This window comes from Streptomyces sp. NPDC059740 (assembly GCF_042733155.1).
Classification (GTDB): domain Bacteria; phylum Actinomycetota; class Actinomycetes; order Streptomycetales; family Streptomycetaceae; genus Streptomyces.
On sequence record NZ_JBHWGP010000001.1, the window covers coordinates 590160 to 610303 of the forward strand.

The 20144-nt window shown below is 74.0% G+C and carries 20 protein-coding genes and 2 pseudogenes; 16 read left to right on the forward strand and 6 right to left on the reverse strand.

Annotated elements, in window-relative coordinates; translation table 11 throughout:
- Positions 1-20: 20 nt before the first annotated feature.
- Positions 21-191 (reverse strand): hypothetical protein, encoded by a 171-nt coding sequence (locus tag ACFV3R_RS02205; RefSeq protein ID WP_385573812.1) that lies wholly within the window; start codon positions 189-191, stop codon positions 21-23.
- Positions 192-233: 42 nt separating this feature from the next.
- On the opposite strand from ACFV3R_RS02205, the pseudogene ACFV3R_RS02210 reads away from it, so the two are divergent.
- A pseudogene (locus ACFV3R_RS02210) lies at positions 234-470 on the forward strand (SDR family oxidoreductase); the annotation flags it as partial.
- Between the two features lie 286 nt (positions 471-756).
- Here ACFV3R_RS02210 and ACFV3R_RS02215 read toward each other — a convergent pair.
- Positions 757-1092 (reverse strand): ArsR/SmtB family transcription factor, encoded by a 336-nt coding sequence (locus ACFV3R_RS02215; RefSeq protein ID WP_385573816.1) that lies wholly within the window; start codon positions 1090-1092, stop codon positions 757-759.
- A gap of 167 nt (positions 1093-1259) precedes the next feature.
- Between ACFV3R_RS02215 and ACFV3R_RS02220 the strand changes: the two genes are divergently transcribed.
- Complete coding sequence (locus ACFV3R_RS02220; RefSeq protein ID WP_385573819.1) at positions 1260-2402, forward strand: FAD-dependent monooxygenase; 1143 nt, start codon at positions 1260-1262, stop codon at positions 2400-2402.
- Positions 2403-2726: 324 nt separating this feature from the next.
- Here ACFV3R_RS02220 and ACFV3R_RS02225 read toward each other — a convergent pair whose 3' ends face one another.
- Positions 2727-3209: a hypothetical protein gene (locus ACFV3R_RS02225; protein ID WP_385573823.1), complete on the reverse strand. Its 483-nt coding sequence runs from the start codon at positions 3207-3209 to the stop codon at positions 2727-2729.
- A gap of 208 nt (positions 3210-3417) precedes the next feature.
- Between ACFV3R_RS02225 and ACFV3R_RS02230 the strand changes: the two genes are divergently transcribed.
- From ACFV3R_RS02230 to ACFV3R_RS02245, 4 genes are all read left to right on the forward strand, one after another.
- Complete coding sequence (locus tag ACFV3R_RS02230; protein ID WP_385573828.1) at positions 3418-4599, forward strand: helix-turn-helix domain-containing protein; 1182 nt, start codon at positions 3418-3420, stop codon at positions 4597-4599.
- A 76-nt stretch (positions 4600-4675) separates the two neighbouring features.
- Complete coding sequence (locus ACFV3R_RS02235) at positions 4676-5065, forward strand: DUF6415 family natural product biosynthesis protein (protein ID WP_385573833.1); 390 nt, start codon at positions 4676-4678, stop codon at positions 5063-5065.
- Between the two features lie 230 nt (positions 5066-5295).
- A complete protein-coding gene (locus tag ACFV3R_RS02240; protein ID WP_385573838.1) occupies positions 5296-5421 on the forward strand; it encodes a hypothetical protein in 126 nt (41 codons plus the stop codon).
- A gap of 97 nt (positions 5422-5518) precedes the next feature.
- Positions 5519-5920 carry a hypothetical protein gene (locus ACFV3R_RS02245; RefSeq protein WP_385573841.1) on the forward strand — a complete coding sequence of 134 codons (402 nt, stop codon included), beginning with the start codon at positions 5519-5521 and terminating at the stop codon, positions 5918-5920.
- A 90-nt stretch (positions 5921-6010) separates the two neighbouring features.
- Here ACFV3R_RS02245 and ACFV3R_RS02250 read toward each other — a convergent pair whose 3' ends face one another.
- Positions 6011-7561 (reverse strand): VWA domain-containing protein, encoded by a 1551-nt coding sequence (locus tag ACFV3R_RS02250; protein WP_385573845.1) that lies wholly within the window; start codon positions 7559-7561, stop codon positions 6011-6013.
- An 872-nt stretch (positions 7562-8433) separates the two neighbouring features.
- Here ACFV3R_RS02250 and ACFV3R_RS02255 point away from each other — a divergent pair.
- Positions 8434-8682 (forward strand): annotated as a pseudogene (locus ACFV3R_RS02255) (VanZ family protein); the annotation flags it as partial.
- A 22-nt stretch (positions 8683-8704) separates the two neighbouring features.
- Here ACFV3R_RS02255 and ACFV3R_RS02260 read toward each other — a convergent pair.
- The gene (locus ACFV3R_RS02260) at positions 8705-10159 is read right to left on the reverse strand and encodes a PP2C family protein-serine/threonine phosphatase (protein ID WP_385573848.1); all 1455 of its coding nucleotides are present in this window, start codon (positions 10157-10159) and stop codon (positions 8705-8707) included.
- A gap of 202 nt (positions 10160-10361) precedes the next feature.
- Between ACFV3R_RS02260 and ACFV3R_RS02265 the strand changes: the two genes are divergently transcribed.
- The 9 genes from ACFV3R_RS02265 to ACFV3R_RS02305 all read left to right on the forward strand — a co-directional run bounded on the left by ACFV3R_RS02265 (position 10362) and on the right by ACFV3R_RS02305 (position 18262).
- A complete protein-coding gene (locus tag ACFV3R_RS02265; protein WP_385573851.1) occupies positions 10362-10865 on the forward strand; it encodes a MarR family winged helix-turn-helix transcriptional regulator in 504 nt (167 codons plus the stop codon).
- Positions 10866-11024: 159 nt separating this feature from the next.
- Positions 11025-11915, forward strand: a complete 891-nt coding sequence (locus ACFV3R_RS02270; RefSeq protein WP_385573855.1) for an STAS domain-containing protein — start codon at positions 11025-11027, stop codon at positions 11913-11915.
- Positions 11912-12322 (forward strand): STAS domain-containing protein, encoded by a 411-nt coding sequence (locus ACFV3R_RS02275; RefSeq protein WP_385573857.1) that lies wholly within the window; start codon positions 11912-11914, stop codon positions 12320-12322. Before ACFV3R_RS02270 ends, ACFV3R_RS02275 begins: the two co-directional genes overlap by 4 nt.
- On the forward strand, positions 12306-12926 hold the full coding sequence (locus ACFV3R_RS02280; RefSeq protein ID WP_385573860.1) for an ATP-binding protein: 621 nt from the start codon (positions 12306-12308) through the stop codon (positions 12924-12926). Before ACFV3R_RS02275 ends, ACFV3R_RS02280 begins: the two co-directional genes overlap by 17 nt.
- Entirely contained in the window at positions 12923-14050 is a 1128-nt protein-coding gene (locus ACFV3R_RS02285; protein WP_385573863.1) for a SpoIIE family protein phosphatase, read from the forward strand. Before ACFV3R_RS02280 ends, ACFV3R_RS02285 begins: the two co-directional genes overlap by 4 nt.
- Positions 14047-15420, forward strand: a complete 1374-nt coding sequence (locus tag ACFV3R_RS02290; RefSeq protein ID WP_385573865.1) for a PP2C family protein-serine/threonine phosphatase — start codon at positions 14047-14049, stop codon at positions 15418-15420. The genes ACFV3R_RS02285 and ACFV3R_RS02290 overlap by 4 nt, the downstream gene beginning before the upstream one ends.
- Before the next feature lie 390 nt (positions 15421-15810).
- A complete protein-coding gene (locus ACFV3R_RS02295; RefSeq protein ID WP_385573868.1) occupies positions 15811-16566 on the forward strand; it encodes an ABC transporter permease in 756 nt (251 codons plus the stop codon).
- Positions 16563-17237, forward strand: coding sequence for an ABC transporter permease (locus ACFV3R_RS02300; protein ID WP_385573871.1), 675 nt, complete (start codon positions 16563-16565; stop codon positions 17235-17237). Before ACFV3R_RS02295 ends, ACFV3R_RS02300 begins: the two co-directional genes overlap by 4 nt.
- A gap of 23 nt (positions 17238-17260) precedes the next feature.
- Positions 17261-18262, forward strand: coding sequence for an ABC transporter substrate-binding protein (locus tag ACFV3R_RS02305; protein WP_385573874.1), 1002 nt, complete (start codon positions 17261-17263; stop codon positions 18260-18262).
- 16 nt (positions 18263-18278) lie between these two features.
- Here ACFV3R_RS02305 and ACFV3R_RS02310 read toward each other — a convergent pair whose 3' ends face one another.
- The gene (locus ACFV3R_RS02310; protein ID WP_385573877.1) at positions 18279-20117 is read right to left on the reverse strand and encodes a DUF2207 domain-containing protein; all 1839 of its coding nucleotides are present in this window, start codon (positions 20115-20117) and stop codon (positions 18279-18281) included.
- Positions 20118-20144 lie beyond the last annotated feature (27 nt).

Here is a 20144-nt window from a genome sequence, read left to right on the forward strand (position 1 = left end):
GGCAGAGGAGAACGAGGGGATCAACTGGCCGGCAGTTCCACGGCATCCCGTCGGAAGGGTGTGCCGAGCAGGGTGCGTGCGGCGTCCTCCAGTGATCCGAGCAGTGGGTTCGGGTCGTCGGCGCGCCGGACCAGTACGACTTCGCAGGGGTCGATGTCGACGACGGGCACCAGGGCGATGTCCTCGCGCACCGCGGCGCGTCGGTCACCGGCAGGGAAGATCGCGACACGGTGTTCGACGCGACGACGGAGGAGATGTACGACGCGCTCTTCGACATCAACGCCAAGGGCCCGTATTTCACGGTGGAGGCGTTGGCGCCGCTGTTGCGCCAGGGCAGCGGCGTGGTCCTCGCCACGTCGGTGGTGAACGTCCTGGGGCTGGACGCGCTCAGTGTCTACTCGGCGAGCAAGGCGGCCCTGCGGTCGATGACGCGCACGCTGGCCCGTGAGCTGCTGCCGCGCAAGGTGCGGGGGCGTCGGTGCTCAGTGGCGGGACGCGGCTGAGGCGGCGGCGCCACGGTGAACTCTGCGGGCAGGTCGTGGCTGAGCGGGGCCAGGCCGAATCCAGGGACGCTCCATGCAACGCTGTCATCACTGGTGCGCGCTGCACCGCGACCGCACCTGGTTTCCGGTGCGGTCCGTCGGCTCCCTCGTCGCGACGGGCGCGAAGCCGAAGGCTTTCCCGCCTTCGGCTTCGCGAGACCCGCAGACGCCCTAGAACCACCGCTGCCGAGGATTCACCAGTTGCGTTGACTCCTCAGCGAGGTGCGGTATCGCCCGGAGGCTCTGCTCCCAGGAGGGCGAGCAGCCCGGGGAACCTCTTCTCGATGTCCGCGCGTCGGAGACGGATGCCCTTGCGGTTGCCGTAGTCGATCTCGTCGATGAGACCTGCCTCGCGCAGGACGCGGAAGTGGTGAGTCTGGGTCTGCTTCGAGATCGGAAGATCGAACGAGTTGCAGCCCCGCTCCTTGTCACTGCGGTCGGCGGCCAACTGAGTCAACACCGCACGACGGTGTGTGTCGGCGAGGGCGCGGAACACCGCACCCAGATCGAGCGCGTCGGCCTCCGGGCCGACCAGGTTCTTCCCGGTCACGCGACACTCCCTCCAGGTACTACTTGCATCGTACCTGAAGCGTATGCTCCCCTAAGGTACGAAGTTCTTCGTACCTTAGGTGGCTGCGCTGCCCGTGCCGCCGCCCTGAGACCCGCCCCGAACACCCACCGGGGACCTGGTCATCAACGTTCCGAGAGGTCATCGTCATGAAGAAGCCCGAGGTGCTGATAGTCGGTGCCGGGATCGCAGGGCCCGCACTCGCGTACTGGCTCTCCCGAAACGGCTACCGGCCGACGGTCGTCGAACATGCCCGGCAGCTGCGCTCCGGTGGCAGCGCGATCGTCGTCAAGGGGCCCGCGGTACCGGTCGCCGACCGCATGGGCGTCCTCCCGCAGCTCCGCGAGCTCGCCACCCGCAATCGGTCACTGTCCCTGCTCGACCCCGACGGCAGGCGAATCCTGCGACTCCCGCTCACCTCGGACGAGGCACCGACGGTCGAGGTGACCCGGGCCGACCTGTCCGAAGTGCTCCACCGGTCCGCGCAGACCGAGGCCGAATTCCTGTTCGACGACACGGTCACCGCTCTCGACCAGGACGGAGGCGGGGTCGACGTCACCTTCCGACGGTCCGCACCGCGGCGCTTCGACCTGGTGGTCGGTGCCGACGGGATGCACTCCACCGTGCGGCGCCTGGTATTCGGCCCCGAGCGGCAGTTCGCGAGCGACCTGGGCCTGTACGGCGCGACCGTGCCGCTGGGCCCCGACGCCGTCGAGGACCCGAGCGAGATGACGATGCTGACTGTGCCGAACCGGATGCTGGTCGTCCACCCCTCGCGGACCACCCCGCTCGCGATCTTCACCTTCCGGGCCGCACAGCCGGCGCCCTACGACCGAAAGAACCTCGCCCTTCACAAGCAGACCGTGGCCGACGCCTACGCCGACGTGCGGTGGCGGGCACCGGAACTCGTGGCGGCGTTCCTCGCCCACCCGGCTCCGTTCTTCGACCCCCTGACCACGGTCCGGGTGCCTTCGTGGTCCCGCGGACGGGTCGTACTGCTCGGGGACGCGGCGGCGGCGACGGCTCTGCTGGGTGACGGGTCCAGCATGGCGATGGCGGGCGCGTACGCCCTCGCGGAAGAGCTCGCCGCCCAACCCGGGGACCACACCCGCGCCTTCGCCGCCTACGAGTCGCGGCTCCGCCGTGAGGTAGGCCCGCGGCAGCGACGCGTCGGTGTGCTCTCCAGGCTCCTGGTGCCCCGCACCCGGCCGGGCCTCGCGGTGCGCAACGCGGTGGGCCGCGCGGTCAGTCGCACGAACCGGATCGCCACTCACGAAGCCGCGAACGCGTAGACCGAGTCCGCACCGAACGGTCACCGGTCCCCGACCTTCGTCACGCCTCAGCCTGAGGCGCACTCCACGCAGTGGCCGTGCGCCTCGCGCCGCGAGCGGACCGGCTGCCCCCGCCCCGGGGCCTGACGGGACACCCTCGCCGCGGCGCCTACCGCGCCTGCGCGAGCGGCCGTCCCACCTCGGCGGCCACCCCACACCACCTGTGCGCACGGTCTGTCCTGGTTCCCGACGGAGCGCGCCCGTCGGTGAACCGGCAGGAAGACGCCCGGCTCGTCGGGACGGGCTCACCCGCGGGCGGCAGCGGTCACCCGCGGGCGGCAGCGGTCACCCGCGGGCGGCTCCCGCCGGCCAGACCACGTCCACGGGCAACCCGGACTCCTGCGCCAACTGGACGGTGTCCGCTGTCCCGCCGCCCCTGCCCGAGGGCGGCACGCCGTCCCAGACGGCCACCAGCCGGTCCGCCCGAGCCAGCAGTTCGGCGTTGGCCGCTGCGTAGGCCGCGCGGTCGGCGGTCTCGTGCGGCATCACGACGACCTCGGCGAGACCGGCCAGCCGGTCGAAGACCGGCGCGTGGTCGGGCTTCACCTTCGCCTCCCGGTAGTCGGCGGACGGCAGCACCACCACCAGCCGCCCACCCGCCTCGACGACCGCCTCCGCGAACAGGGTGTCCGATCCCCGGGCGAGACAGGTCACCCCGACCAACTCGCCGTCGCGGTGGTCCACCAGCAGCGCGCTGAGGGCCTTCCTCACCAGGGGCACGGTGTCGGGGCTCAGATCCATGTGGCCGGTCACGGCGATCGTGGGCACGGGGCGCTCCTCAGGTTGCAGGACGTCTCGGACGGGCTCCGCACCCCAGTGCGCGGACGGCACGGTCCCGGTCGGCCGGCGTACGAACGGCCGGCGCTGTGTCGGTCGTCAGGGCCGTCGACCACCGTGGTGCCGAGGGCCTTCTGCCGTGGGCGCGGTCCCGGGCTGGGCGGTACCGTTCTGGTGTCGAGTCAGAACGGAGCACAGTATGCCTCCCGTTACGCCCGAACACACCGGCGCGCGAGTCAAGCGGCTGCGCACCCTGCGCCACCTCACGCAGCAGGGTCTCGCCGACCGAGCACACGTGTCCGTCTCCCTCGTGTCCAAGGTCGAGCAGGGCACCGCCCCGGCGACCCCGGCCTTCGTCGGCGCCGTCGCCCGCGCCCTCTCCGTACCGGTCACCGACATCACCGGGCAGCCATACCTCGACGAGCTGCGTACCGATCAGTTCGACGCGCTCATCCAACCGATCCGTGAGTCGCTGGACGTCTACGACCTCGGGCCTGAGCCCGGGGTGTCGCCGCGCGGCCAGGCCGCGATCGCCGCCGCGGCCGACCAGCTGTGCGCCACGGTCCGTGACACCAACATCAAGCAGGCCGCCGCCGTGCTGCCGGGACTGGTGTACGAGGCGACGACCGCTGCCCACCTCGATCCCTCGGACGCCATGTGGCGCACGCTGGCGAGCCTGTACAGGTCGGCGTACGACGTGGCGACGAAGCTGGGCTATGTCGATCTCGCCAGCGTCGCACTCGACCGACTCGCATGGGCGGCGGAACGGGCCTCGGACGCCGTCCTCGGGACGCTGCGCCAGTACCTCCGTGGGCTGGCCTACCTCCGGGCCGCCCAGTACGAGACGGGACAGCGCCTCGTGACCGTGGGGCTGCGGACGGTCGAGCAGGCTGAAGCAGGGCGCCCGCGGGACGTCGTGACCGGACAGCTCCACCTGGGAGCCGCGATTCTCGCAGCGCGGGACGGGGACTCCGACGGCATGGCGGGGCATCTGGGCGAGGCCGACCGGATCGCCGCCCGCACCGGACCGGCGGAACGCACCCTGTGGGTGAGCTTCGGCCCGGCGAACGTCACGCTGCACAGGGTTGCGGCACTTGTCGAAATGGGCCGGTACCCCGAAGCCGTCGAGGCTTCGCGCGCGGCGGCCCTGGACACCCTTCCCGCTTCCCGGATCGGCCACCACCACGCAGAGGTGGCACGAGCCCAGTTGTGGTCCGGCAAGCCTGAGGACGCCTACCGGACACTGAGACTCGCGCGCTCGGTGGCGCCCCAACAGATCCGGTACAGCCCGGTCGTGCGACAGACCATGGAGGACCTCACCTCGCACTACCGATCGGTGCCGGACAGCTTCTCGGCGTACGCCCAGTGGTTGGGAATGTGACCCTGAGTGCATCCAGGGCCTCAACTGGCAGTCGCTCTTGCCAGTTGAGGCCTTGGTCCTTGGCCACCCTGATGGTGTGAGTCACGAAACTCCCCTGGACAAGTCCACTGTGATGGGCCCGGACCGTACGAGGCCGCTCCTCGTGGACGTCGAAACGATCCACGCCACCATCGCCGCCGTGCGCGCCAAAAGCCGTGCCCGCCTCGTCCACGACGAGGTCGCCCTCCTCCACCTGGCCCTCCGCGGCCACCTGGCCGTACTCCTCGACGAGGGACGCGGCCTCGCCGAGAAGATGCCGCGCGGTTCGTTCGACCGCAGCCGAATGGAGATCCACCTCCAACGCCTCACCGCGCTGCACGCCCGGCCGATCGCCCCGAGCGCGGGCGCCGCCTACTCGGGCGCGCAGCAGCTTGCACGGGGCTGCGAGTGGCTGTTGGCGCAACTGGACGCCGATGCGTCCGCGTAGGGAGGCGGCGGCCATGTACCTCACGGTTCTCGCCGTTGCGGCCGCCCTGCTCGCCGTGGGCATCGCCTGCGGCTGAGCGCCCACGCCCAGTACCACCAGTACCCCCAGACCCCCGCCCGGCCGGTGCCTGCCAAGACTCCCGGCCGGACGGGTCGGGTCCCCAGCGGGACCCGGAGCACTGCACCAGCCGGTCCGGACAAGCCGGACCGGCACGACACAGGAGGTCCACGATGCGTGACCTGTTGCGGGCGGTCAACCTGGCCGTCTTCCCGGACGAGGACGACGACGGAGGGGGCGACAACGGGGGCGAGACCGCCGGAGGTTGTGACGAGGGTGACGGCTGCGGCCGTTCCTGACCCACAGCCCCGTACCGACCCTCGTTGAACCAGGCGGCCCCGTCCGGCGGCGGGGTCGCCTGCCGACCGGCGGATACCGGTGACCCGGAGGAGACCTGTGACCCTGCACCACCACGCGTACACCTGGCTGGGCGACGGCCAGACCCTGATCAGGCCCGGCGACGCCCACCGCCGACCGGGCAGCCCCGACTTCCGGTCCGCCGCCGTGATGCCGCTGGAGTGTGCCGACTGGCTGCTCAAGCCGGCCGGAGTCGTCAAGGGGACCTTCCAGGAGCCCAAGGAGGCGGCCGGGTGGTGGGCCGACCGGCTGGCCGAGCACCGCGGGGCGTTCACCGGCACCTACGCTCCGGTCGCCGACCCCGGCGAGGTCGTGCGACGTCTGCTGGCCGGGGAGGACGTGGTCGGCGGGTGGTGGGTGAGCGGACAGCGGTTCCTGTCCCTCAACCTGATCGCCTGCCCCCACCAACGACGCCCCGACTACGCCTGCCCTCTGCGGTGAGCCTCCCCGCAACGAACCGGGCCCCCTCGTCGCGCGACGAGAGGGCCCGGTTCGAGAGAGCGCGGCCCCGGTGGGACCGTCTCGCGCAGGTCAGGCGTCCTTCACCACGCCTGCCGCCCGCGCGTCGGCGAGCCACTGCGGGAAGCCGGCGACGAGCTGCGAGTAGAGCTTGGTGTCGGTGATCGCACGGGGGTCCTTGCCGGCGTGCAGGAAGCCGGTGTTGGCCACCTTGCGCCGGTCGGGGACGGTGAGGCCGTCGAGCTTGCGGAGGAAGTCGAAGGCCTTGGACTCCGGGTCGCCGAAGCCGACGAACTGCCAGTAGATCGGGAGGGCGGCGGCCTCGCAGATCGCCTTCTCCGCCTCCGCCCGCGAGGTGGGAGCGCCGTCGGTCTGGAAGACGACGAAGGCGGGGGCGGTGCTGCCGGACGCCTGGTAGTGCTCGATGACGGCGGTGACGGCTGCGTGGTAGTTGGTGCGGCCCATGTGCCCGAGTCCGGCGTGGAGTTCCTCGATGCGGCCCTCGTAGGAGGTCACGTCGAGCTCGGCGGTGCCGTCGACCTCGGTGGAGAAGAAGACGACGGGGACGGTGCCGTCGTCGTCGAAGTTCGCGGAGAGGCCCAGGGCCTGTTCGGCGAGGTGCTGGACGGTGCCGTCCCGGTAGTAGCCGCGCATCGAGCCGGAACGGTCCAGCACGAGGTAGACGGCGGCGCGCTCACCGGCCAGGCCGTGCTTCTTCAGCGAGGTCCCGGCCGCCTTGTAGAGGCTCACCAGGCCCGGCGCCCGCTTCTTGAGGGCGGTGGTGCGGGCCGCGGCGGCCCGCGGGGAGGGGACGGCTGCGGCGGCCGGGGCTGCGGCAGGCGCAGGAGCGAGGTCGGCCTCCGGGGCGGGGGCGGTCACCGGGGCGGCTGCCTCAGCCGGGGCGGCCGGCTCGGCCTCGCGGGCGGAGGTCTCCTCGGTGCCGGGTGCCTCGGCCTCCGCCTTGCCGCCCTCCGTGGCCTCGGCCTCCGCCTTGCCTTCCTCCTCGGCCCCGGCGCTGGCCTCGGCCTCCGTCTCCGCCTGGCCGCCGTCCGCCGTGTCCGCGCGGCGCTCGTCCTTGGCCTCGGCCGTGGCCACGCGTGCGCTCGCTGCCGGGTCCGCGGAGCGGGCGCTGTCGAACGCCTTTCGCACCAGGTCGCTGGCGTCCTCCGAGGAAGCGTCCGCCGCGGAGGAGCCGCGGCCGGCGGCGGTGTCCCGGGGCGGGCTCTGGGCGGGGACCGAGGGTTCGGTCGCCGTGGGGTGCTCCGGAGTGGCCGAGGCGGTGTCCTCGGGGGCGGCGCCGGACGCGCCGGTGCCCCCTGAGGCCGGTCTCGGGGCGGTGGCCGTGGTGCCCTCGGCATCCGCCTCGCGGTGCGGGGCGGCCTCGGCGGTGACGTCGGCGGTGGCCTCGGACGGTGCGGTGCGTGCGGCGGGCAGGGCGGGATCGTTCTGGGGAACGGACTCCTCGCGGGCCTCCGGAATGATCGCCGTGCCGGAGGAGGCGTCGACGGTGGAATCGGTGCTCTCTCCGGCCGAATCCTCCGTAGCGGCCGACGGCTTGGCCGGTTCGTCACGGTTGGCCTTCGAGCGACCGAATGCGTTGCGGAGCAGACTTCGAATGCCCATCGGCGAACCTTTCTTATGGTGTGCTGAGTGCGACGTTTGTCCGTAACCGCAGATATGTCCCTGACCAGGGCGGTCCCGTAAGAGTAGCGGTCCGCGCCGTTTCGGCCAGGGCGGCAGGCGGGAGGCGGAAATACCGGGAGAAATGCGCCCGCCATCCGGTGCGTCAATCCCTGTGCGGGGCCCGCCGAATGTCACGGGCGACCCGAGGTTATCTTGCTGCGCGTTTCCGTTTACCGGCCCGTTTCCCGGGCCCGGGCGGGGTCTCGGGGGTCCCGGCATGGCGGGCCGACCCGGGGGTATCCGGGCGTCAACCACCGCACGACGCACCGGAGTCGGCGGTGTCGGCGGGACGCCGGTCGGTCGGCGGTCGCTGGGGCAGGGCGGATGCAGAGGTGGCGGCGATGGCAGACGGAGCACGGTTGACCGCGCGCGGCAGGAGGCCGGGTGCCGGGCGCGGGACGGCGAAGTCGGGCGGCGGCTCGGGCGGGTGGCGGGAACGGCTGCCCGAGGCGCTGGGCGGGTCCGGCGGGCGGGGCAGTCCGACGAAGGGTGGAGCGCGGCGGACCCCGACCGCTCGTCCCGCGCGAGGGACCGGCGGCGGGAAGCCGGGCGTGGCCGGGAAGGACCGCCGCACCTGGTGGCGGTGGGGACGGGGTTCGGCCGGTGCTGGTGCCGGTGCGGGATGGCGGAAGGGGTCGCGGGCTCGTCGGGCGGAGGTGATCGGCGCGCAGGACGGGACCGCCCCGCCGGCCGCCGCTCGTCGCCCTGCCCGGCCGTCCTCCCTGGCCTTCCGGGTGCTGCTGATGCTCTGTGCCTTCGCCGCGATGGTGGGGTTCGCCGTGGTGCTGGCCAAGCTGACGCTGGTGCCGTCCATGGCCTCCCGGTCGTTGGCGCACACCAACCTGCATCCGGGCTCGTCGATCCGTGCCTACCTCGACCAACCCGCCTTCCGCGACACCGTCAAACAGCTGGGCGGCAACATCGTGTTGGGCATGCCGTTCGGGGTGCTGCTGCCGGTGCTGCTGCCGAAGGCCCGGGGCCTGGTCCGGGTCACGCTCGTCACCGCGGTGGTGATGCTCGCCGTGGAGCTGGCGCAGGGGACGCTGGTGGAGGGGCGGGCCTTCGACGTGGACGACGTGATCCTCAACTCCCTGGGCGCGTTCCTGGGCTACCTGTTGCTGGGGCGCCGGCTGGGCCGGGCCGTCCATCCGCGGCGGGTTCACTGGTGGCACCGGTGGACGCGGTCGGGGGGCGTCCGTACCAGTCCAGGCAGATGACGAGGGCGTCGTCCTCGGCGTCCTCGTGACCCCGGTGGCCGCCCACCTCCTCCAGGACGGCCCGGGGGACCTGGGCGGCGGGCAGCAGCCGGGTGGTGTGCAGGGCCCGGGCCAGGGCGCGTTCGCCGTAGCGCTCGCCCGTCTTGGAGGGCACGTCGTAGACCCCGTCGCTGACGAAGAGCAGCCGGTCGCCGGGCAGGGCCTGGAAGCGCTCGGTGGTGTAGACGGTGTCCTCGAACATGCCCAGCGGCAGTTGGGCCTGGAAGGGGACGAGGTCGACGGTGCCCTCGCGCAGCAGCCACAGGCGGGGGGAGCCGGCGTCCACCACCTCGGCGTGCCCGGTGGCCAGGTCGAAGCGGATCAGCAGGGCCGCCAGGTGGCACTCGCCGCGGTGCTGGCCGTAGAGCGCCTGGTCGGCGAGGGTGGCCTGCCCGACGAGGTCGAGGCCGGCGCGGCGGGCGTTGCGCAGGGCGTGGACGCCGAGCGAGGTCAGCAGGGCCGCGTCGATGCCCGAGCCCATGCCGTTGGTGGCGACCAGCGTGAGGTGGTCGGCGGAGGTGGACCAGTCGAAGTTGTCGCCGTGGACGGCGTAGGCCGGTTGCAGCTGGGCGCCGAGGGTGTACTCGGGGCGGGCGCAGGAGCGGGCCGGCAGCAGCTGCCACTGGATCTCGGCGGCCAGGGTCAGCCGGGCGGCGCGGCGGGCCTGGAGGAAGAGGTCGGTGTCCCGGTCGGCGACGACGATCTGGTGGGCGAGGATCTCGGCGATCTGGGCGAGTTCGGCGACCCGGGCGGTGGGGGCCACCGTGGGGTCCCCGGGTGTGGCGCAGGTCTCGTCCGTGGGTGTGGCGCGAGTCTCGTCCGCGGGTGTGGTGCGGGTCTCGTCCGCGGGTGTGGGGCAGGTCCGGTCCGTGGGTGTGGCGAAGGTCTCGCGGGTCCCCGCGGGTGCCGGGGGCAGGGGTTCCTCCTCGCCCTTCGGCTGCGGGAGGTCGGCGGCCGGCAGGTCGACGGCGAGGACGCCGATGCGGTCGCCGCGGACGGTCACCGGCAGGTGGAGACGGGTGGTGTCCGGCCCGGGGCCCGGCTCGCCGTGCGGCTGCTGTCCACTGAAGGCCCGGCCCGCTGCGCCGGTGAGGGCGGAGCGGGGGTGTTCGGTGTGCGGCAGCACGGCGACCGGCTGGAGCAGGGTCAGGCTGTAGTCGGCCACCAGCAGCTGGACGCCGAGGGCACCGTAGAGCCGGGTGAGTTCGGCCGTCAGGACACCGGGGAGGGCGTGCGGGGCTGCGGCGCGCAGGGCGCGGGAGACGGCCGCGGGTCTGTCCACGTCTGGGGTGCTCTCTTCTGGTGTGGCCCGGCGGTGGGGGCCGGGGTCGGGGTCGGGGTCGGCCCTCGCTCCGGGCTGGCGGGAGCGGGGACCGGGTCGGGCGGCCGGGGGGCCGGGGGAGGCGGGGGGAAAGCGTGTCGGGGCGGTGGAGTGCCCGGTGGTACGGCTGACAAGGGGCACGTCGGATGCCACAGTTGTGGACATGAACACCTCCCCCTCCACCCCTCGGCCGTCACAAGCCGCGGCGCGGGCGGCGTCGGAGGTCATCGAGCTGCTGGAGGTCCTGTGGGAGCGGGGCCGTGACGCCACCTCCTCCGCACCGGTGTCCACTTCGCAACTACGCGTGATGTACGTCGTGGAGCGTGAGGAAGGTATCAATCTGCGCAGTCTGGGCGACGTTCTGGGTGCCGGGCCGTCCTCCGTGAGCAGGTTGTGCGATCGGCTTGAGGCCGTCGGTTTTGTGAGACGGGAGCACAGTCCGCTCAGCCGCCGTGAGATCGCGCTCCGCCTCACCGCGGGGGGTCGCGCCTATCTGGCAGAGTTGAGAGAACGGCGCGAGGAGGCGCTGGTGGCGGCGCTCGCCGACATGTCGGACGAGCAGCGCGCAGCGCTCGCGGACGGGCTTTCGGGTTTCCAGCGGGCCTCCGAAGGTCTGTTGCCCCTTGGGCGTGAGGTTTCTCGCAGCCGGACGGCCAGGTCCGCCTAGATCACCCCACGCGGGGTACGCAGGTGGCGCTTGCGAGCTAAGTTTGTCGCTCGACAACTGTCGGCCGCAACGGCGAGTATTTCAACTCGGCATCGGTCGTGGACCGGTCAAGGGAGCCGTCGTCCCACTGGGGCGGACGGCCTGTGTGGAGGGATTCTGGTGAGTTCCAGCGAGGCCGCGGTACGGGAGCGCCTGGTGCAGGCGCTGCGCACCTACGACGAGGAGATCGCCGACCGCTGGGTGCAGCTGCAGTGGGAACAGGCGTCGGTCGACGAGGGGGTGGCCGAGGGCGAGCTGCGGCAGGAGGCCGACGATCTGCTCGCCGCGCTCCAGGCCGCCGTGGAGAGCTCCACCCCGGTGTCCCGTCTGGTGGCGGATTTCCCCGAGCTCAACCGGGCGGTCGTGGAGCTGTCGATGCGCCGGGCCCGGGCGGGCGCCTCACCGACCTCCACCTCGCTGGCCGTGCTCGCGCTCAAGGAAGCCCTCGTGGACTGCCTGCGCAAGCACTCCGAGCCGGGTGAGGACCTGCTGGCCATAGCACTGACCGTCAACCGGCTCCTGGACGCGGCGGGCGCGCTCTCCTTCGAGACCTACGTCGAGGGCCGCGAGGAGATCATCCGCCGGCAGAGCAGGCAGCTCCTGGAGGTCTCCACGCCGGTGGTGCGGCTGTGGGACAAGGTCCTCGGGGTGCCGCTCATCGGGACGCTGGACACCGCCCGCACCCAGGTGGTCATGGAGAACCTGCTCCAGGCCATCCAGGAGAGCGAGGCGGTCGTCACCATCATCGACATCACGGGCGTGCCGACGGTGGACACCGCCGTGGCCCAGCACCTGATGCACACCGTCAACGCGGTGCGGCTGATGGGCGCCGACTGTGTGATCAGCGGCATCCGTCCACAGATCGCGCAGACCATCGCCCAGCTCGGCATCGACCTGTCCGCCATCCTCACGCGTGCCACGCTCTCCGACGCGCTCTCCACCGCCATGGGACTCATCGACGGTTCGCGCCAGGGCACCACGGGCGCGCAGATGAGCCAGGTGGGCCGGTGAGCGGGCCCGCTTCGGGGGGCGTCCCCATCCTGCGGCTGGGCGACGTGCTGGTGACCGGCCTCCTCAACGAGCTGGACGACCGCACCGCCCTCGCCTTCACCGAGGAGCTGACCGAGCGCATCACCACCGACCGTGCGCGGGGGGTGCTGATCGACATCTCCCGGCTGGAGCTCATCGACTCCTTCGTGGCGCGGACGTTGATGGAGCTGACGACCGTGGCCCGGCTGCTGGGCGCGCGCGTCATCGTGGCGGGTATGCGCCCGCCGGTCGCCATCACCCTGGTGGAGCTGGGCATCCACATGACCGGCGTGGAGACCGCTCTCAACGCCGAGCAGGGGCTGTCGGCTCTGGGCTGGCAGCGGGCCGCCCAACCGGCCGAGGGGGCGTCGGATGACACTCTCCAGTGACCACTTCCCCAGCTCCGGCAGCACCGGCCGCGGCGGACGCCTGACGGCCGGGGACACCGGAAGCCGGCCCTCCGGCGCCCGGGGAGACGGCGCGGCGCGACGCTCGGCCCACCCGGACGGCGCGTCGGGCGGGTGGCCGGTGGCGAGGCACGCCGACGGCAGCCGGGACGGCGAGGCCGCTGCCCCCGCCCGGGAGGGGCGTCCCTCCGGTGGGGAGAGCTACCCGGTCCGCACCGAGGAGGACCTGCTGGTCGTCCGGCACGCCGTCCGCTCGGCGAGCGTGGAGACCGGGTTCGGCCTGGTGGACCAGACGCGGGTGGTGACCGCCGCCAGCGAACTGGCCCGCAACGCCTACATCCACGGCGGCGGCGGGGTGCTGGTCATCGAGCGGCTGCGCCGACCCGGCCGGCAGGGCCTGCGGCTGACCGTGCGCGACGACGGCCCCGGCATCGCCGACCTGGACGAGGCGATGCGCGACGGCTACACCACGGGCGCCGGGCTCGGCCACGGTTTGGGCGGAGCGCAGCGGTTGATGGATGATTTCGACGTGGACTCCTCCCCCGAGGGAACGACGGTCTCGGTGACCCGATGGACCAGTCCGTGACCTCTGACGCCCCGCGTCCATCCGCCCCGGTGCGGCCCACCGCCCGGGTGCGGGTGGACCACTACAGCGCCGTCCACCTCGCCGCCTCGACCGCGCGCGAGGTGGCCGTCGAGTGCGGGCTGACCGGTGCGCTGCCGGACCGTGCGGCGGTGCTCGCCTCCGAGCTGGCCAGCAACCTCGCCAAGCACGCCAGCGACGGCACCGTCTACATCCAGCCGCTGCCGCTCGGCGGCGGTGTGGAGATCCTCGCAGTCGACCGCGGGCCGGGCATCGCCGACCTGGAGGAGGCGCTGCGCGACGGCTTCACCACCACCGGGACGCTCGGCGCGGGCCTGGGCGCGGTCAAGCGGCTGGCCTCCGACTTCACCCTGCGCACCCGGGCGGGCGGCACGCTGATCGCCGCCCGGCTCACGGCGCCGGAGGGGCCCGTGCCGGCCGGCCAGAGCGTGGGCGGGGTCTGCCTGCCGGCCCAGGGCGAGGAGGCGTGCGGGGACGCCTTCGCGGTCTTCGACGAACCGGCGGACGACCAGGACGGCGGGTCGCGGCGGGCCCCGGACGGCAGCACCGGGCCGGGCCCGGGCGCCTCCGGCCCGGCGGCCTCCGGCCCGGTCCGCACCGCGCTCGTCGTCGACGGTCTGGGGCACGGCTCGGACGCCGCGGACGCCGCCCGGGCCGCGGTCCGCGCCTTCCACGCCGGCCCGGAGCGCCCGCTGCCCGAGCTGTTCGCCGCCATGAACCGCGCGGTCCGCCGCACCCGGGGCGCGGCGATCGGCGTGCTGCGGGTGCGGGCCGACGGCCGGGGCTCCTACTGCGCGACGGGCAACACCCGCGCGCTGCTGCTCTCGCCGGACGGCATACGCCAGCGCCTGATCAACCAGCCCGGCGTGGTCGGGTGGAACATGCCCCGGCCCGTGGTGCGCACCTTCACCCTCGCCCCGGGCGAGACCGCGGTCCTGCACTCCGACGGCATCGAGGACCGCTGGTCGCGCGACACCCAGGCGCTCTCCCCCTTCCTGCTGCGGCTGCCGCCGGTACTCTTCGCGGCGGCCCTCGCCCACGGCCACGGACTGGGCCGCGACGACGCGACCGCGCTCGCCCTGCGCGGTCCGGAGAACCCCTCATGACCGCTGTGAACGAACCCTCCAGGAGCCCCGGCGCGGCCGGTGATCCTGCCGCCACCACCGCGCACACCGCCGGTTTCACCGCCCTCGCCCCGCTGCGGCGCCGGGTGCGGGCCCTCGCCCGCGGCTACGGGCTCGACGCGGAGACCCGGGCCCGGCTGGTGCTGTCGGTGGTGAAGGTGGCACGCCTCACCATGGCGGCCGGGCACGCCGTCACCCTCTCCAGCTCCCACGAGCGCGACCCGGCCCGCGGCCCGGCCGTGGACGCCGCGGCCGCGGTCGCCGCCGAGGGTGCGACGCAGGAGGCGCGCCGGGAGCGGCCCTGGGGTGTGCTGACCGTCCGGCTGCGCCCGGACCCGCCCCGCGAGCTGTCCGCGAAGGACCTGCCGTTGATAGGGGACGCCTCCCAGGGCGACGGCGTCGTCTGGCGCGTCCCGCTCGCCGGCCCCCCGGCGGGGCCGCTGGTGCCCGCGGGCCGCCGCCCGGCGGGGCCGGCCGCCGAGGACGAGGTGGCGGACATGGAGGAGGAGATGCTCGCGCTCGTCTCCCACACCGACCGCGTCGAGTCCGAGCACCGGCTGCTCAAGCACGAGCTGGCGGAGACCAACAGCGGTGTCCTGGCCATGTACGTGCAGCTGGAGGAGCGCGACGAGGCGCTGCGGACCGCGCACGGCAAGACGCTGCGCGAGCTGGAGGACGCGTTGCGCCCGCCGCCCATCGAGGTGGCGGGGCTGGAGACGGCCGTGCACTACGCACCGGCCGGCACCGACGCGCCCACCGGCGGCGACCTCTACGACTGGTTCACGCTGCCCGACGGCCGGCTGCACATCACCGTCGTCGACGCCCTCGGCCACGGGGTGACCAGTACCCGCAGCGCCCTCAACGTGACGCACGCGGTGCGCACCCTGGCGCTGGAGGGGCACCGGCTGGAGTCCATCGTGGCGCGGGCCGACGAGATCCTGCTGCCCTTCGACCCCGAGCTGATGGCGACCGTGATGCTGATCCGGCTCGACCCGGCCACCGGCGACCTGGAGCTGGCCAACGGCAGCCACCCGCCGGCGCTGCTGCTGCGCTCCACCGGCGAGTCGGAGTACCTGGAGGTCCGCGGTCGCGGCGTCGGCTTCCCGCTGGCCGGGAGCGAGCGGGTGCTGCGCCGCACCCTGGGCAAGGACGACCTGCTGCTGCTGTACACCGACGGCCTCACCGAGAGCCGCCGCGACCCCAAGGAGGGCGAGAAGCGCCTGGTGGAGGCCGGGCGCGCGCACTTCTCCCGGCCCATAGCGGACGTGCCCGGCGCCATCGCCGCCGACATGCACACGGTGATCCTGCACCCGGACGACACACTCGCGCTGTCGGTACGCCGGACGGGGTGAGGCGGGCGGTCGGGGGCCTGCCCCTGCGGCCCCCGCCCGCGGACCGCTGCGGAGGCGGGCGCCCTCGGGCACCGGGGGTGCTTCGTCCACGACAGCCCTCCGGAGCCTTGAGGCGGTGCGGGAAAAGCGTCGCCGGCATCCGCCCTCCCCGGCCACCATCTGCCGGATGCGTCGGTGCCCAGCCCCCTGCGGACCGCCCTCGCCACCGGCGAGTACCTGCTGTCGGACCGGTCCGGGTGCAAAAGGCCGGTGGGCGGAAGCGGGGGCTGGGCCGGCCGCCGGCTCTGCTGCCCCGGCCCCGGGAGCCGGCCCCCGGCCCCCGGGCGCGATCCAGCCCGAACAGCGGAACCCCACGGGACACGGCGGGGCGCGGCGAGGTGCACTGCTGACATGAGCGGTGCCCCGCACGACTGCCTGGCGCGCAACGACTGGATCTGCGGTGCGTACCTGTCCTCGCGCCGGCAGATCCTCCTCGACGCCTTCCTCCAGCACCTCCAGCTCACCGTCGTCTCGGTGGCGCTGGGCGCGGTGGTGGCGGTGCCGCTGGCCCTGCTGGCGCGGCACCGGCGGTGGGCACTGGGCCCGGTGCTGGGTATCACCACCGTCCTCTACACGATCCCCTCGCTGGCGATGTTCTCGCTGCTGCTGCCGCTGTACGGGCTCTCCGCCACGCTCGTCGTCGTGGGCCTGGCGCTGTACTCCCTGACGCTGCTGGTCCGCAACGTGCTGGCCGGTCTGGAGGCGGTGCCCGAGGAGACGCGGGAGGCGGCGCGCGGCATGGGGTACGGGCCGCTGCGGCAACTGCTGACGGTGGAGCTGCCGCTGGCCGTGCCCGCGGTCGTGGCGGGGCTGCGCATCGCCACCGTCTCGACCGTAGCGCTGGCCACCGTCGGCGCCATCGTGGGCTTCGGCGGGCTGGGCAACCTGATCTACGCGGGCATGAACTCCTTCTTCCGGGCGCAGGTGCTCACCGCCTCCGTGCTCTGCGTCCTGCTCGCCGTCGGCTGCGACCTGGTGCTGCTGGGCGTCGAGCGGCTGCTGACGCCCTGGCGCCGGCCGCGGGTACGGGCCCGGGCGGTGCGGCTGGCGACGGCCGCCGCGGCACCCGCCGCCGTGGCGCCGGCCGCCGTGCGGGGGCGCGGATGAACACCCTGGCCGCGGTGTGGTCCTGGCTGACCACCGCCTCGCACTGGACGGGGGAGGCCGGCCTGCTGCACCGGCTGGTGGAGCACCTCCAGCTCACCGCGGTGTGCCTGCTGCTGTCCTGCCTGGTGGCGCTGCCGGTGGCGATCGTCCTGGGCCACCTGGGGCGGGGCGGCGTGCTCGCCGTGAACCTCGCCAACGTGGGCCGGGCCGTGCCCACCTTCGCCGTCCTGGTCCTGCTGCTCCTGACGCCGCTGGGCCGGTACGGGGACTGGGCCACCGTGCTGGCGCTGGTGCTCTTCGCGGTGCCGCCCCTGCTGACCAACGCCTACGTCGGGATGCGCGGGGTGGACCGGGACGTGGTGGAGGGCGCCCGGGGGATGGGGATGACGGGCTGGCAGCTGGTGTGGCGGGTGGAGCTGCCGCTGGCCTTCCCGCTGGTGTGGACGGGGGTGCGGATCGCCGCCGTGCAGCTGGTGGCGACGGCCACGCTGGCGGCACTGGTCGGCGGCGGCGGGCTGGGCCGCGTCATCACCGCCGGCTTCAACCTGGCCAGCACCCCGCAGGTGGTGGCGGGCGCCGTGGTCGTCGCCGTCTTCGCGCTGCTGGTCGAGGCTGCCTTCGAGGTGGTGCAGCGCAGCGGTCCGGCCTGGGTGCGGGGGCGGGCGCGGTGAGCGGGCGGGGACGCGGGACGCGGGTGCGCGGCAGGGGCCTGCGCCGTCCCGGGACGCGTCGGCCGGGCGGCCGGGCGCGGGCCTTCGCCGTGCCGCTGGCCCTGGTGGTGACGTGTGCCGCCCAGGCGGGGTGCGGCGGGGGCCCCTCGCTGGAGACCCGCGGGCAGGTCACCGCCTCGCCCGGGGAGGGCCGGGACCTGACGGTCGGCTCGGCCGGCTTCACCGAGAGCGAGCTGCTGGCGCAGATGTACGCGGCGCTGCTCGACCACGCCGGTTTCCGCACCACCCTGGTCACCGTCGGCAACCGCGAACTCTACGAACCCGCCCTGGAGAAAGGGCAGATCGACGTTGTACCCGAGTACGCGGCGACCCTCGCGGACTGGCTGAACACCAAACGGAACGGCTCGGGGGCGAAGCCGGTGGCCTCACCGGACGGGGCGGCCACCCTGCGGGCGCTGCGGAAGCTGGCCGGGCCGCGCGGACTGGCCGTGCTGTCGCCGGGCCGGGCCGTGGACCGCAACGCCTTCGCCGTCTCCCGCTCCTACGCGGCCCGCCACCACCTGCGGACCCTCGGCGACCTGGGGCGGGCGAAGCTGCCGGTGCGGCTGGCCGCGGGGGACGAGTGCGTCCAGCGGCCGTTCTGCGCCCCCGGGCTGCGGCGCACGTACGGCATCGACCTCGTCTCCGTCGACCCCAAGGGCGTCGGCACCACCCCGGCCAAGCAGGCCGTGCAGACCGGCCGGGACCAGCTGGTGCTGACCACCACCACCGACGCCACCCTCGACGACTTCCACCTGGTGGTCCTCGCCGACGACCGGCACCTCCAGAACGCCGACCTGGTCGTCCCGGTCGTCAACCGGGCCCGGGCGGGCGGCGGCAGGGCGGCCCGGGCCCTGGACCGCCTCAACCGGGTGCTCACCACCGCCGACCTGGCCCACCTGGACGAACAGGTCGACTCCTGGCGCCGGTTGCCGCAGGACGTGGCGCGGCGCTACCTGCGGGACAAGGGGCTGCTGCCGGGGTGAGGGCGCTGCTGCCGGGCTACCAGGAGCCGCCGCCTCCGCCGCCGCTGCCGCTCCCCACCCCGCTGCCGGAGCTGCCGCCGGAGTAACCGGAGGAGCCGGCACCCGAGGAGGTGGAGGAGGTGGGCTGGTGGGTGGTGTTCGCCGCGGAGAGCATGAACGCGAGGGCGAAGGCCGCCCCCGGATCCGACTGCCGGTGCGCCTGGCCGGGGGTGCGCGCGGCATCGGCGGTCGCCTCGGCGAACCGCTCGGCCTCGCCCAGCGCCACTGCCCACGCCGTGCGCAGCGCCACCGCCCGGCTCCCGCCGGACGCGTCGGACGCGTCGGACGCGTCGGGCTCGTCCGGCCCGTGCCGGTCCGCGTCCCCGGTGCCGGGAGCCGCCCCGTCGGTCACGCCGGTGTCCGCGCCGGCCGCGAGGAACCGCCGGTAGGACTCCGTCTGCGCCCACAGCCGCGTTCCCCGTGCGGTGCGCACCCGCAGCTCCCAGGCCCGCACGGCCATCGCCGTCCCGGCCCCCGCCACGGCGCCGCCCACGCCCGCCAGCAGCAGCCAGGGCGCCCCCGGTTCGTCACAGACCGCGCCCCCGGCCACCGCCACCGCCAGCCCGAGGAGGGCGAGCAGCAGGCCCAGGCGCCGCACCAGCCGGGCGCGCCGCAGGCTCGCGCCGTCCCACAGGTCGGTGGTCTCCATCCAGGCGGCCAGTTCCTTGCCGAGGGTGGACCAGCCGGTGGCGAAGGACGCGTCGTACTGGCCGAGCGTGAAGCTCTTCCGGGAGTCGAACATCTCGTACAGGGCACGGCCGGGCACCCGGTTCACCATCTGCGGGCCGCGCCGGACGGTCGGGCGCCGGTGCCCGCCGGAGATGACGATCTTCTTCTCGTGGGCGGCGGTGAGCAGCCACGCGACCTTGTGCTCGGGCCGTACCCGCTCGGCCAGCAGCAGGCCGCCCTCGAAGGGGGACAGCCCCTCGGGTGGGGTGGCGGACGGGGTGAGCCCGGTCGCCAGCCGCGCCGGGTCGACGCGGCCCTTGCCCCGGGCCCCGCCCTCCTCGACCCGGTCCCGGCCGGCGATCCGCAGCACCCCGACGGTCAGTGCCGCCGCGACCAGCGCCGCCAGGGCCGCCGCCGGCGCGGGCCGCAGCGGGCTCACCCCGGAAGCGCCCGCCGCCGGGGCCGGCGGAGCGGTGAGGCGCGGCCGGGTGCCCAGCGCCCGTCCGGCCCCGGCATGCAGCGTGACCCCCTCACCTGCCGACAGCTCCGGCACGGCCACGGTGAGACGGCCCGGGGCCGGCGCCTGGACCTGGCAGTGCGCCTGCGACCCGGCCTGCCCCTGTACGCAGTCCGGCGTGGCCAGGGCGTGCGGCGCGACCACGTGGACGGTGACGTGCCGCAACTCGACCTGCCAGCCCGTCCCCACCGCGTCCCAGGCCAGCCGGTGGTGGGGGGCGACGGCCGGAAGGGTGTACCGCAGTCGGTAGCGGTGGGTGCCGCTCACGGAACGGTCGGCGTCGCCGAGACGGATGCGGGTCACCGACCCCAGGTCCTCCGTCTCGGAGGGCACGGGACGGCCGTCGAGAGTGGCGGCGACCTCCGCTTCCGGTGGCAACCCCGGTATGTCACGGAAGATGCCGTGGCGGTCGTCCACCGGAACGCCGAAGTCGTAGTCGATCACCTCGGATATCCGGGCGGAGCCGTCGGTGGCCAACTCTGCACCGACCCACATGCCGTTGACGCGCTCCCCGCTGCCGAACACGCCGCCCAGCCAGACCACCAGCCCCACCAGCACCACCGCGCCCGCCAGCCAGGCCGCCCCGACCCCTCTGCGCCACCGCACCGACCTGCCGGATCTCGCGCCCATACCGCCCCCCGGGTTAGACAGAGGGCC